At 63.2% G+C, this 12229-nt stretch carries 13 protein-coding genes; 2 read left to right on the forward strand and 11 right to left on the reverse strand.

The genetic code is table 11. The annotated features are described in order from the left end of the window. Positions 1–14: 14 nt before the first annotated feature. Positions 15–1199: a cytochrome-c peroxidase gene (locus tag FXN63_RS01360; RefSeq protein ID WP_148812123.1), complete on the forward strand. Its 1185-nt coding sequence runs from the start codon at positions 15–17 to the stop codon at positions 1197–1199. Positions 1200–1342: 143 nt separating this feature from the next. On the opposite strand, the gene FXN63_RS01365 is transcribed toward FXN63_RS01360, so the two are convergent. Then, positions 1343–2095: an SDR family oxidoreductase gene (locus FXN63_RS01365; RefSeq protein WP_148812125.1), complete on the reverse strand. Its 753-nt coding sequence runs from the start codon at positions 2093–2095 to the stop codon at positions 1343–1345. A gap of 151 nt (positions 2096–2246) precedes the next feature. Here FXN63_RS01365 and FXN63_RS01370 point away from each other — a divergent pair, with 151 nt between their 5' ends. Beyond that, positions 2247–3179 (forward strand): LysR family transcriptional regulator, encoded by a 933-nt coding sequence (locus FXN63_RS01370; protein ID WP_148812127.1) that lies wholly within the window; start codon positions 2247–2249, stop codon positions 3177–3179. 4 nt (positions 3180–3183) lie between these two features. On the opposite strand, the gene FXN63_RS01375 is transcribed toward FXN63_RS01370, so the two are convergent. The 10 genes from FXN63_RS01375 to FXN63_RS01420 form a co-directional block, all read right to left on the reverse strand. Next, the gene (locus FXN63_RS01375; RefSeq protein ID WP_148812129.1) at positions 3184–3657 is read right to left on the reverse strand and encodes a MarR family winged helix-turn-helix transcriptional regulator; all 474 of its coding nucleotides are present in this window, start codon (positions 3655–3657) and stop codon (positions 3184–3186) included. 115 nt (positions 3658–3772) lie between these two features. After that, the gene (locus tag FXN63_RS01380) at positions 3773–4549 is read right to left on the reverse strand and encodes a class II aldolase/adducin family protein (protein ID WP_148812131.1); all 777 of its coding nucleotides are present in this window, start codon (positions 4547–4549) and stop codon (positions 3773–3775) included. Beyond that, positions 4546–5772 (reverse strand): ketopantoate reductase family protein, encoded by a 1227-nt coding sequence (locus tag FXN63_RS01385; RefSeq protein ID WP_246165000.1) that lies wholly within the window; start codon positions 5770–5772, stop codon positions 4546–4548. The genes FXN63_RS01380 and FXN63_RS01385 overlap by 4 nt, the downstream gene beginning before the upstream one ends. A 211-nt stretch (positions 5773–5983) precedes the next feature. Beyond that, positions 5984–6691 carry an enoyl-CoA hydratase/isomerase family protein gene (locus tag FXN63_RS01390; protein ID WP_148812133.1) on the reverse strand — a complete coding sequence of 236 codons (708 nt, stop codon included), beginning with the start codon at positions 6689–6691 and terminating at the stop codon, positions 5984–5986. A 3-nt stretch (positions 6692–6694) separates the two neighbouring features. Beyond that, positions 6695–7471 carry an enoyl-CoA hydratase-related protein gene (locus tag FXN63_RS01395; protein WP_148812136.1) on the reverse strand — a complete coding sequence of 259 codons (777 nt, stop codon included), beginning with the start codon at positions 7469–7471 and terminating at the stop codon, positions 6695–6697. 177 nt (positions 7472–7648) lie between these two features. Next, a complete protein-coding gene (locus FXN63_RS01400; protein WP_148812138.1) occupies positions 7649–8347 on the reverse strand; it encodes an ABC transporter ATP-binding protein in 699 nt (232 codons plus the stop codon). Next, positions 8334–9050: an ABC transporter ATP-binding protein gene (locus FXN63_RS01405; protein ID WP_148812139.1), complete on the reverse strand. Its 717-nt coding sequence runs from the start codon at positions 9048–9050 to the stop codon at positions 8334–8336. Before FXN63_RS01405 ends, FXN63_RS01400 begins: the two co-directional genes overlap by 14 nt. Further along, positions 9047–10048: a branched-chain amino acid ABC transporter permease gene (locus FXN63_RS01410; RefSeq protein ID WP_148812141.1), complete on the reverse strand. Its 1002-nt coding sequence runs from the start codon at positions 10046–10048 to the stop codon at positions 9047–9049. The genes FXN63_RS01405 and FXN63_RS01410 overlap by 4 nt, the downstream gene beginning before the upstream one ends. 11 nt (positions 10049–10059) lie before the next feature. Continuing rightward, a complete protein-coding gene (locus FXN63_RS01415; protein WP_148812143.1) occupies positions 10060–10929 on the reverse strand; it encodes a branched-chain amino acid ABC transporter permease in 870 nt (289 codons plus the stop codon). 16 nt (positions 10930–10945) lie between these two features. Then, on the reverse strand, positions 10946–12139 hold the full coding sequence (locus FXN63_RS01420) for an ABC transporter substrate-binding protein (RefSeq protein WP_222863984.1): 1194 nt from the start codon (positions 12137–12139) through the stop codon (positions 10946–10948). Between the last annotated feature and the right edge of the window lie 90 nt (positions 12140–12229).

Here is a 12229-nt window from a genome sequence, read left to right on the forward strand (position 1 = left end):
CATCCAGTCGATCTGTGAGACGGCTGTCCGCACTGACTCTGGTGGCAGCATGCACCTTGTTCAGCGGGTGGTTCTGGCAAGGCGGCACCTTGGTGCAGATGTTTGACAGCATCGATCACCACATCGCCACTCAATTCCCGGACAACCCGAATGCCTGGCATCTGGCGTCGCTGCGGCGGGTCTACCAGCAGCCGCCCTCGACGTGGCCCGCGCCGCAGCGCGACCCAGATGCGGTCGCAGCCGACTTGGCACCTTGGCAGCGCGATTCGCCCCAAGCCGCTGCCGCTGTCGTTTCCACATTCAGCACGACACCCACCATCGCCCAAGTTGAACTCGGCCAGCGTCTCTTCAACGATCCCATTCTGTCGGCCTCGGGCCAGATATCGTGCCAAAGCTGCCACCACCCGGAACTGGGTTGGGGCGATGGTTTGTCGCGTTCAGTGGGACACAACCGCACGCAGGGCAAGCGCAATGCGCCGCCGCTGTTCAACGCCGTGCATCAACGCAGTTTGGGTTGGGACGGCAGCGCCAGCAGCCTGGCCGCCCAGTTGCGCAATGCCATGACCCACCCCGCCGAGATGGGTGTGCAAACGCCAGATGACATCGTGCGCAGGCTGGAACAGCACGCCGATTATCGACAGCGTTTCACCCAAATCTACGGCCCTGCACCGATTGCATCGTCGCAGCTCGACGACGCCTTGATCGCGTTCCTGGGCACACTGGAACGCCCCACCACGCTTGACCATTTTCTGGCCGGCGACAGCACACGTTTGAGCGACCAGCAGGTGTGGGGCATGCACCTGTTTCGCACCAAGGCGCGCTGCATCAATTGCCATGCCGGCCCGCTTCTGAGCGACCAGGGGTTCCACAACCTTGGGCTGTCTTTTTTCCTGCAGGCCTCGGAAGACCTGGGCCGCTATCAGGCGACTGACAACCCAGAAGACGCGGGCCGTTTTCGTACGCCCAGTCTGCGACACCTTGCACAGACGGCCCCCTACATGCACAACGGTGTGTTCCGCGATCTGCGTGGCGTGGTCAATTTCTACACACAGGGCGGTGGAGAGACGCGAGTCCGCAACGATCAGGAAGCTGCGCACCCGCTGTATGTCTACGCCGCCAGAAAGTCTGCCTTGCTCAAACCGGTGGCGCTGAGCGCCGAAGAAATCGACGCGCTGACCGCATTTCTACAAGCGCTTTGACACCCGTATTCTGGTAGCGGCTGACCTGTTCCCAGAGCTAGCTGCTTTCACTTTCACTGATCCGGGCCGCGCTCTTTTTGCACAGATTGCCGACACGGGTTTTTTGCCCGTGCCTGCATCCGTGTTTATTTGGGCGCGGACGTTCAAACCTGCGCCATGCCACCATCCACGAACAATTCCGCCCCGTTCACAAAGCTGGAATCCGACGATGCCAGAAACACGATGGCGCGCCCGATTTCCTCGGCTTCACCCACGCGTCCCATCGGCACCTGGCTGGCCAGATGGGCAAGCAAACCGTCTTGCTCTTCCTTGGTGTTTACCAGCCCCACCAGACCCGGTGTGCGGATCGGCCCCGGGCTGATCACGTTCACGCGAATGTCGCGATCTTTCAGGTCCAGAATCCAGCTGCGTGCCAAGTTGCGCACCGCCGCCTTGGAGGCGCTGTACACACTGAATGCGGCGGTCCCCATGCTGCCTGTCGTGGACCCCGTCAGAATCACCGAGGCTCCCTTGCTCAGCAAGGGTAGCGCTTTCTGCACCGTGAACAGCACCCCCTTCACATTGCGATCGAAGGTGTCGTCGTAATGGGCTTCGGTAATTGCGCCAAGCGGCTGCATGTCACCACCGCCTGCATTGACAAACACCACGTCGAGCCGACCGGCGCGGGCCTGTATCTCTGCGTACAAGGCATCCAGATCGGCCAGTTTGGTGGAGTCCCCACGCACGCCGATCGCGCCATTGCCGATCAAGGCTACGGCCGCGTCGAGTTCTGCCTGACGACGGCCGGTGATGAAAACGGTCGCGCCTTCATTGGCCAATGCCTGCGCAGATGCCAGGCCGATGCCAGTGGTGCCGCCGGTGACCAGGGCGATCTTGCCGTCGAGTTTTTTCGTCATGTCGTTCTCCAATCAATGAGTTGATGGATGAACGATATAGATCAACAAAGCGCTAATAAATACGATAATTTCCACTTTATAATTTCTGTATGTGAACAATCAATCAAACAGCCGTCCTACGCGTCTGTTGCAGACACCTCATGGAGTCCTGGTGGACCAATTGCTTGCTCTGCGCGTGTTCGTCCGCATTGCCGAAGCCGGCACCTTTGTACGCGCAGCGGAATCGCTGAACCTGCCCAAACCCACCGTGACCAAGCTGGTGCAAAGCCTGGAAGCGCATCTGGGCGCGAAGCTGCTGCAACGAACCACCCGGCGCGTATCGGTCACCCCGGAAGGCGCGGCGTATTACGAACGTGCCCGCGTCTTGATTGCCCAGCTTGAAGAGATGGATGCCACGGCGTCCAGCACACGCACGTCACCCTCTGGACGACTGCGGGTCGATATCGGGTCTTCGCTGGCAAATGTCATTCTGATTCCGGCCTTGCCCGACTTCCGGGCGCGGTATCCAGACATCCAGCTTGAAATCGGTGTCAGCGACCGGCCGGTGGACCTGATCGGTGATGCCATCGACTGCGTGATTCGTGGAGGCGAGCTGGCGGATTCCACCTTGGTGGCTAAACGCATTGCCGAGCTGGACTACGTGACCTGTGCCAGTCCAGACTATCTGGCGCGTTTCGGTACGCCCAGGCATCCCGCCGAACTGGAAACCGGGCACCAGTTGCTGAACTACTTTTCGTCCTTGAGCAACCGGCCGTTTGCGCCGGTATTCGTCAAGGCCGGCGAAAGGCTGGAAACCGCCGCGCAAGCTGCGGTGGCCGTCAACGAAAGCACCGCCCATGTCACCGCGCTGCTGGCCGGTCTGGGCATTGGCCAGACCTTCCGCTTCATTGTGCAGCCCCTGATCGATGCGGGTGCGCTGGTGCCCGTGCTGACCGACTGGTCGCGGCCGAAGCATCCGCTGTTTGTGGTGTATCCGCAGAATCGCCACCTGAGTGCTCGGCTGCGGGTGTTCGTGTGCTGGGTGGCCGAGGTGTTCGACGCCATCCAGCCTGCCACCGGCACACCGCGCTATCCGCGCACCTGAATGCTCAATGCTCGTCGAGGTTGTTGAACACGATCTCCAGCGTCTTGTTCAGGCGGGTGATCTGCGCCTCGGTCAGACCCCGGAAGCTGCGCGCAAAAATGTGCCCCGTCGCCCCCTGAATCGCCACGATGGCGTCACGGCCGGCAGGGGTCAGCGACACTTCCGTCACCCGGCCGTCGTTGGCCGAGGTATTGGTCTCCACCAGGCCTTCGGCCTTCATGCGATACACGATCTTGGTGATGGTCGACAGCTTGGCTATCGCATGCAGCGAAATGTCCGACATGCTGGACGTGCCGTGTTCCTTCAGGATGAACAGCACGCGCCAGGTGGGAATATCGGCGTTGACCTGACGCAGCGCGTGTTCCATCTGCTGGGTATAGACACCGCTCAGGCGTGCCAACCAGTAGAACGGAAACTCTTCTTTCTTGAAATCCTCGCTCGCGGGGTTGTATTGGCTCAGCCGTTTTTTTGATGCCATGACATGAAAGCCGCCGTGCGGTCGAAAGTGGGTAAGAGAGGCGATGCAGCGCGTAGATGCTCGCGTTTCGCGAGACAGCATTCTATCAAGCATGCAATTGCCTCCCTGATCTCCCCTACCAGCCCGGCCCGCACTCGCTCTGCATTTTGCGCACCATGGCATCGAAGAATGTGACCGCGAAGCCCCTGTCTGCGACCAGCATCGCGGTGAGGTCGGCGCATCGTTGGCGCGTTTCGGTCGGCAAGATCGTGTCTTCACCCGGCAAGGTGCCGGCCCGGCACTGAATTTCAGCCGCGCGTTGCACCGTCCACAACAGGAAGAACGCCGTCGGGATGCTGCGCTCGGCCACCGCAATGCCGTGATTGCGCAAGACCAGAATGTGTTTGTCGCCCAGGCTGGCGATCATGCGTGCCTTCTCGTCCTCGAACAGCGTAATGCCTTCGAAAGTATGGAAGCCCACGCGCCCATGCAGCTGCGCGCCGTAGAAGTTGTTGTGGTCGAAGGCTTGCTGTTTCTGCACGATCGCCGATACCTCGGTGGTGTGCGTGTGCAGCACACATTGCACGTCGGGCCGCGCGCCATGCACCGCGCTGTGCAGCGCAAAACCCGCAGGGTTTGCCTCGTAGGGGGACGCGTCCAGCTTGTTGCCGTTCAGATCCACCTTCAGCAGATTGGCGGGTGTCACCTCGGTGTAGGTCAGGCCGAACGGGTTGACCAGATAATGGTGCGCCGGACCAGGCAGACGCGCCGATATGTGATTGAAGATGGCCTCGGACCACCCCATGAAATCGACCAGGTGATAACACTGCGCCAGTTGCCATCGCAGCGCCCATTCTTCATCGCTGCAATTGGCCGGGCGGGTCATGGACGAATCGACAATGGGCGCGTTCATGCGTGGGCCTCTCGTTGGCTGACGCGTATGGGGGTGGTTGATGCGTGGGGCGACGATGCGCACGCACGCGCCGCCTTGCTGCGAAATCGAGCCAGTGCAATCACGTCTTTCGTGACTGGCATGTCGATGCCTTGCAGGGCGGCAAGTTCGATGATGGCGTCGCCGATGGCCGCCAGTTCCAGCGGTCGGCCCTGGTCGAAGTCCTGCAACATGGACGTGCGCACCGCGCCCATGCCTGCACCTTGCGCGAGGAAAGACTGCAGGTCCACGGGAAAACGTGCGCCGTAGGCTGCCGCCACCTGCAAGGCTTCGTGCAGGATCTTGCGCACCAGGGGCACGATGTCCGGATCGCTGTACAGGCGATCCAACGTGGCACCAGTCACTACCGACAGCGGATTCGAGGTCAGGTTGGCGATCACCTTGGTCCACACGTTGTCGCGGATGGCGGTGCTGACGCGAGCGTCGATGCCGGCGGCGCGCAGCACCGCCGCCAGGCGATGCGTGCGCGGGTGTTCGGTGTGATCCGGTTCGCCCAGCACCAGCAGCAGCGGGTTGGTGGAATGCACCGTGCCGGGCGCGGTGCGTTCCGCCGTGATGAGAACCACTGCGCCCAGCACCTGTTGCCAGGGCAGCATGGCCAGCAAGCCACCGCCGGGATCGACGGCTTCGATGGCACGTCCTTGCAGTCTCCCCGACACGCCCTGGAAGTACCACCAAGGCACGCCGTTGACCATGGGCACGACACAGGTCTCCGGGCCGATGAGCGGGGCCAGCCCAGGCAGCACATCGCCCAGCGAGTGCGCCTTGGTGCAGATGAAGATCGCATCTTGCGGCCCCAGTCCATCGGGCACGCCGGTTACCTGCACCGGCACCTGGTGCGTGCCATCGATCCGGGTCAGTCGCACGCCATCGCGCCGCACGGCATCCAGCGTGTCGCCGCGTGCAAGCAGAGTGACCGCCTGACCGGACATGGCCAGCAAGGCTGCCAGCGTGCAGCCGATCGCGCCCGCGCCCACGATGATGAGACGCATCGGGGCGCTGGTGTGCAAGACGGCGTCGTTTACCGTGCGGGTGCCTGGCGCGGGACCGGCCAGCGAGGGGCCAGCATTTGTATCGATATCTGCACCGACGTTGGTATCAACGTTCGTACCAATGTTCGTACCAACGCCTGCACCACCGTTCGCCACGACATCCGCGGCGACGCGCATATCCGCTGTGCTCATGGGCACCTCCGAGACAGGCGTCCGGCGCATGCGCATGTGCGCGCAAATGTGCATCGATCGCCGTGTTTTCGCTATTAGGCGGGTTCGCGGCGAAATGCACGGTAAACAATGTGTGCCTGAATGCCGGATCGGCATCGGCGCAGGGGAATGCGCCGATGCCGATCCGACGCACGCCGGGGCGATTCGTCTCGAACCACCTGGCGTGGCGCGTTCAGTTCACCTTTCCCATCGTGTCGATGGCCAGCAGCCGTTCGATGTCGTAGGCGTCCCACAGTGCGGTCCGATCCAGCTGGTTCAACACCGGCTTGATCCGCCGATCCAAGCGGTCGCGGGTCAGGTTGCCGATCTCGGCGGCCAGCGCGATCGACGCCGCCAGCACCGCATCCGGCGTGTCGGCCAGTTCCTGCACGATGCCAAGCTGATAGGCGCGCGTGCCGTCGATTGGCCGGCCGGTGTAGGTCATCCAGCGGGCCTGACCGGGTGACATCAGCTGGCTGATCAGGCTGTAGCCGCCGAAGGCTCCTACCTTCACTTCGGGCAGCGCCATGCGCGCATCCGGCGTGGCGATGCGCATGTCGCAGGCGCTGGCCAGCATGAAACCCGATCCCATGGCCGCACCGTGCAGGGCAGCCACCGCAGGCAGCGCGCTCTGGTAGACGGCACGCATGCCCTCGCGCACGGCAGCCGTGCCCTGGCTGGTGCCTTGGGCATCCAGTGCCGCGAATTCCTTGAAGTCATTACCGCCGCAGAAGTGCTTGTGCGGCAGGCCGGTGAACACCAGGGCCGCCACGCTGGCATCGGCTTCCAGTTCGCGCACCAGGGGTGGCAGGCTGCGCCAGCGCTCGAAGCTCAGCGCGTTCACCGGCGGGCTGTCGATGCGGATCACCGCCACCGCGCCTTCTCGTTCTACCTTGAACATGGCTTACCTCGATGCCGCGTAGGCGGGTTGGCGTTTTTCCAGGAAGGCACGGGCACCCTCGGCGGCTTCGGGGGTGCGGCGCACGGCGGCGGTCAGCGTGCACTCGTACTCGTAGCCTTCCTTCAGGTTCATCGATTCCAGGCGGTTCAAGCCCTCTTTGGACAGGCGGATTGCCACCGGGCTTTTGTCGGCAATCTCGTTGGCGTACTTCATGGCTTCGGTCATGACCTGGTCTGCATCGACCACGATGTCCACCACCCCGAAGCCTTTGGCTTCTTCTGCGGTGAAGCGCCGCCCGGTATAGGCCATCAGGCGGGTCATGCCCTTGGTTGCCAGGCGTGCCACATGGCCCGCACCACCCAGTACACCCACGTCGATTTCGGGCAGCGCAAACTTGGCGTTGCGCGACGCAATGCGGAAGTCGCACAGGCTCGCCAACACAATGCCGGTGCCCACTGCCGACCCGTTGATGGCACCCACTACCGGTACCTTGCAGTCGTAGATGGCGTTGAAGCACAGCCGCACATGGGCCAGGTATTCCGTGGACCCGTGAAAATCCAGGTCGACAAAATCGTTCACGTCGTTGCCGCCGCAGAACACCTTGCCGGCACCGGTGAACACCACCACCCGCACGTCCGGGTCGTCGTTGACGGCGTGGAAGACGCGCCGCAACTGGTCGTAGGTGACCAGGTCAACCGAGTTCACGGGCGGGCGGTCCAGGGTGACGACCGCCACGCCGCGCTCGACTTCGACACGTACAAAGGATTCCGACTTGATCATGGACGCGCTCCTGATGGCAGTGGCTGCCAGTTCGTTGACGTTGAAAAGACTGGTCGTTGAAAAAACAGAAGGCGGGCGCATACGCTGCGCCGCCGTCATGCGATCTGCGCGGGACGGACGAACAGGGACTGTGCCCGGGCGGTTTGCCGGGACAGTCGAGTACCCATACCGATGCGTCTAATGTCCCAGGTAACTGTCGGCCACCAAGGAGCCAGACAGAATGTCCTCTGCGGGGCCGTGCGTCAGCGACTGCCCGTTCTCCAGCACGTAGGCAACCTGCGCAACCGCTGTAGCCAGCGCCAAGTTCTGTTCCACCAGCAGCACGGCCACCCCGCGCCGGCGGATTTCCGCGATGGCATCGGCCACCAGTGCCACCGCCTTGGGTGACAGCCCCTGGCTGGGTTCGTCCAGAATCAACAAGCGTGGCCGGCTCATCATGGCGCGGGCCAGTGCCAGCAACTGCTGCTCGCCGCCCGACAACATGCCCGCGTGTTTGTCGCGTCGTTCCCGCAGAATCGGGAACAGCGCAAAGATCGGGTCCAGGTCGGCATCACGCGGCGCGCCATGCACGAAGGCACCCAGCGCCAGGTTTTCCAACACCGTCATCTGCGGAAAGACCTGCCGTCCTTCGGGCACCTGGATGACCCCCGCCCGCACCCGTGCCGAGGTGCTTGCATGGGTGATGTCCTGACCATCGAAACGGATGCTGCCCGCCCGCACCTTGATCAGCCCGGACAAGGCACGGCACAGCGTGGACTTGCCCGCGCCGTTGGCACCCACCACCGTGACCGCCTGCTGAGCGGCCACCGCCAGGTCCAGCCCGTGCAGCACTTCCAGGCGGTCGTAGCCCGCCACCAGTCCTTCAATGCTCAGCATCGGCCTGCCCCTTGCCCAAATACACGTCGATCACCGCCTGGTTGCCCTGGCACTCAGCAGGTGAACCCTGGAACAGCAGCTGCCCCCGGTCCATCACCGCCACGTGTTGTGCAATCTCCATCAGGAAACGCACGTTGTGCTCCACCAGGATGATCGTCAGCCCACTGTCGTTGGCCCGGCGGATGGCGCGGCCCATGCCGGCGATCTCGTCACTGGTCAGGCCCACGGCGGGTTCGTCCAGCAGCAGCATGCGCGGCCCCACGGCCAGCGCCAGTGCCATGCCCAGACGGCGCAGCACGCCGTAGGGCAGTTCGCCCGCCACGCGGTCGTAGAAGGGGGCCAGATCCAGCCCCGGGTCCACCGCCACATCGCGGTTCAAACCGTGGCCGGCTTCGGCCGCAATGCGCAGGTTCTCGCGCACCGTCAGGCCCATGAAAACACGGGTCTGCTGAAAGGTGCGGGCAATGCCGTAGCCCACCGAGCGCGCCATCGGCCACGGGCCGTTGTCACGGCCATTGAAGGACAGCGACCCTGCACTGGGCGGAATCAGGCCGGAGATCACGTTGATCAAGGTGGTCTTGCCTGCACCGTTCGGCCCGATCAAGCCGAGGATGATGCCCTCGGGCACCTCCAGGCTGACATTGCGCAGCGCGTGCACGCCCCCAAAGCTTCTGGACAGATTGCGAATCGACATGAGGCTCATCTCGCACCCTCCGTCACGGTCGGGGCAACAGTGGTCGTGGTCGAAGCCGTCCGCCGCTGGCGGGCGCGCCAGCCCTTCTTCAACAGCCCTGCAATGCCCGACGGGGCGAACAGCATGAAGCCCAGCAACAGCAGCCCGTAGGCCAGCAGGCTGTAGCTGCTGGCCACGCGCAAGGTCTCGGGCAGCGTGGTCAGCAAGATGGCTCCCAGGATCGGTCCCCACAGCGTGCCCATGCCGCCGACCACCACCAGCACCACCATCTGGAAGCCGGTGGTCATCACCGCAAAACTCTCAGGTGCCACGAAGTTGGAGATCGCCGCAAACAGGGCACCGGCTGCACCCGCAAAGAAGGCACTGAACGCAAACGCCGTCATCCGTGCTGCGGCAATGCGAATGCCCAGTGCCTGGGCCAGCACCACGTCTTCACGAATGGCCAGGCTGGCCGCACCCAGCGGCGAGCGCACGAACACGCCGGCAGCCAGGTAGGTCACCCACAGCAACAGCAGCGAGATGATCAGGTTGTTGCCCGCCGAATCCAGCATCAGGAAGGGCAGCGGCGGCGGGCTGGGGATGCCGACGAACCCCACCACGCCGCCTGTCCAGTCCTCGGCCACAAAGAACATCTGGTGACCGATCAGACCGATGCCCAAGGTCAGCACCGCGAAGTACAGGCCCTTGGTACGAAACGCCAGCAGCGCCACGATGATGCCCACCACCATGGCGATCAGCCCGCATACCGGCAAGGCCAGCCAGAAGTTCCAGCCGGCCCGTGAGGTCAGCAGCCCACCTGCATAGGCACCGACACCGAACAGCGTGCCGTGCGCCAGCGACAGGTAGCCGGTGTAGCCCAGCAACACGTCGAAGCTCACGGCCAGCACGGCCCAGATTGCGGCCAGCGTGGCCACGTAGCGCACGTAGTCGTTCAGGAACGGCGTGGCCGCGCAGGCCAGCGCCAGCAGGGCAGTGGGAATCAGATAACAGCGAATCCTGGATTGCACGTGTGTCTCCTTCAGCGTTCGAGCACGACGCGGCCGAACAGGCCTTGCGGACGCAGCAACAGGACCAGCACCAGGATGAGGAAGGTCCCCACATCCTGCAGCTGGCTGGAGATATAACCGGCGACCATCACTTCCACGATGCCCAGCAGCAGACCGCCCAGGATCGCGCCCCACAGGTTGCCGATACCGCCCAGCACCAGCACCACAAAGGCCTTCAGCACGGGGTTGATGCCCATGGTCGGGTACACGGGAAAGTTGGCGCTGAGAATCGCGCCGCCCAAACCGCCGAGCAGCGCACCGATGGCAAAGGTGGCCAGTCGCACGTCACGCAGCTCGATGCCCATCAGTTGCGCTGCGCCCTTGTTCTGGGCCACGGCACGAATCGCCAGGCCCAGCCGTGAGCGGTTCAGCACCAGCCACACGCCGCCCCAGGCTGCCAGCGTCAGCGCGATCACGAATATCTGGAAGTACGCGATGCTGAAGCCCGCCATGCGCAGCACGCCGGGAATCGGGGAAGGCGTGGTGCGCGGTTCCGAGCCCCAGATGATGGTGGCCGTCTGCTGCAGGATGATCGACGCGGCGAGGGCCGCGATCATCAATGACAGTGAACTGCTGTGGTCCAGCGGTTGGAACACCACCCGGTCCAGCACAATGCCCAGCGCGATCACGATGACGGTGGCGATCACCACCGCCAGCCAGAAGTTCACGCCTGCGCCGACCAGCGCATAGGTGGAAAACGCGCCCAGCATGTACAGCTCGCCGTGGGCGAAGTTGGGGATCAGCAGCACGCCGAACACCAGCGTCAATCCAAGTGCGATCAATGCGTAGGTGCTGCCCAGCGTCAGGCCGTTGACGAGTTGCTGCGGAAGCATGTCCAGCATGGCGCGTCTCCCTGGCTCAGTTGGGCTTCAGATTGGCCAGCGGCTGCCAGCCGTTGCCCTTCCAGATCTGCACACCACCGGGCAAGGTCACCTGACCGTCGGTGAACAGCAAGCCGCCTTCGCCAGGGGCATACGGATTGATCGCCATCGGCACATCCGTGGTCTTCAGTTGCGTGAAGGCCTTGGCCACGGCTGTGCTTTCCAGCGTGCCGGCTTTTTCGATGGCTGCCTTGAAGATGTAGACCGCGTCGTAAGACAGCGTGGACAGTTCACCGATCTCGGCGTTGAACATTTTCTTCAGCCGGGCTTCCAGTTTCAGTGCCTTCTCGTTGCCCAATGCCACATAGTCCTGAGACGTGGGCGGAATGGCATTCAGCACCCCTTCCATCTCGGCCGACGATATGTTCTTCAGCACGGTGGACGGCGGCGAGACGAACTCCCAGATCACCTGTCCTTGGTACCCCAGATGGCGGGCGGTCTTGGTGATCAGTGCACCTTCGGCTGGGTAGCCGCGCAGCACCAGCGCAGCCGGTTTGAGCGCCGCGATCTTGGTCAGCTGGGCTGCAAAGTCGGTGTCGTTGAGCTTGTGATATTCCTGCGCCACCACCTTGTTGCCCTGGCCTTCCAGCGCATCGACCAGCGGCTTTTGTGAACCCATGAAACCGGCGTGGAAGCGGTCGGTCATGATCGCCACCGTGGGGTAGGCACGCGCCTTGGTCAGCCGGGTCAGCGCATCGTTGTAGGTCTGCACGCTGGCCTGGTTGCGGAAGATGGTCTTGCCATTGGTCAGGCCATCGGCAATCGATCCATCGATCAGCTGGATCACGTCCGGCCGCGATTCGATGATGGGTTTCAAGGCCGGGGCCACGCCACTGGCAATCGGCCCGATGATGAACTTGGCACCTTCACCCAGCAGCTTGCGCAAGGCCGCCACGCCCACCGTCGGGCTTGCCTGATCGTCTGCCGTCTTGATCACGATCTGGTAGCTGGTGTTGCCGACTTTCACGCCGCCAGACGTATTGATTTCGTCGGCCGCTGCCTTGATGGCCTGACTTTCCGGCAGTCCGTAGAAGGCAGCCGGGCCGGTGATCGGGTGGATCTCACCGATCACCAGTTCTGCCGCCTGCGCCGCCACCGAGGCGGCCATCGACGCAGTGGCGGCAGCCAGACCGAACAGCAGGCGTGTCGCGAGCTTGGGTGTCTTGATCATCTTCGTCTCCACTATTTATGTTTTATGGACGAGCGATAGAACAGGCGGATGGGTGTCCGCTGGGGGTGTCTCCCCCGGGCGTGCATGGAC

Origin of the sequence: Pigmentiphaga aceris, from assembly GCF_008119665.1 — a bacterium.
GTDB classification, from domain to species: Bacteria; Pseudomonadota; Gammaproteobacteria; order Burkholderiales; family Burkholderiaceae_B; genus Pigmentiphaga; species Pigmentiphaga aceris.

Bases quoted from the DNA above. Each gene is read 5' to 3' on its own strand.
- FXN63_RS01395 (WP_148812136.1), bottom strand. From the start codon at position 7,471: ATGATCAAGTCGGAATCCTTTGTACGTGTCGAAGTCGAGCGCGGCGTG.
- FXN63_RS01365 (WP_148812125.1), bottom strand. From the start codon at position 2,095: ATGACGAAAAAACTCGACGGCAAGATCGCCCTGGTCACCGGCGGCACC.
- FXN63_RS01385 (WP_246165000.1), bottom strand. From the start codon at position 5,772: ATGAGCACAGCGGATATGCGCGTCGCCGCGGATGTCGTGGCGAACGGT.
- FXN63_RS01380 (WP_148812131.1), bottom strand. From the start codon at position 4,549: ATGAACGCGCCCATTGTCGATTCGTCCATGACCCGCCCGGCCAATTGC.
- FXN63_RS01390 (WP_148812133.1), bottom strand. From the start codon at position 6,691: ATGTTCAAGGTAGAACGAGAAGGCGCGGTGGCGGTGATCCGCATCGAC.
- FXN63_RS01375 (WP_148812129.1), bottom strand. From the start codon at position 3,657: ATGGCATCAAAAAAACGGCTGAGCCAATACAACCCCGCGAGCGAGGAT.
- FXN63_RS01415 (WP_148812143.1), bottom strand. From the start codon at position 10,929: ATGCTGGACATGCTTCCGCAGCAACTCGTCAACGGCCTGACGCTGGGC.
- FXN63_RS01420 (WP_222863984.1), bottom strand. From the start codon at position 12,139: ATGATCAAGACACCCAAGCTCGCGACACGCCTGCTGTTCGGTCTGGCT.
- FXN63_RS01405 (WP_148812139.1), bottom strand. From the start codon at position 9,050: ATGAGCCTCATGTCGATTCGCAATCTGTCCAGAAGCTTTGGGGGCGTG.
- FXN63_RS01400 (WP_148812138.1), bottom strand. From the start codon at position 8,347: ATGCTGAGCATTGAAGGACTGGTGGCGGGCTACGACCGCCTGGAAGTG.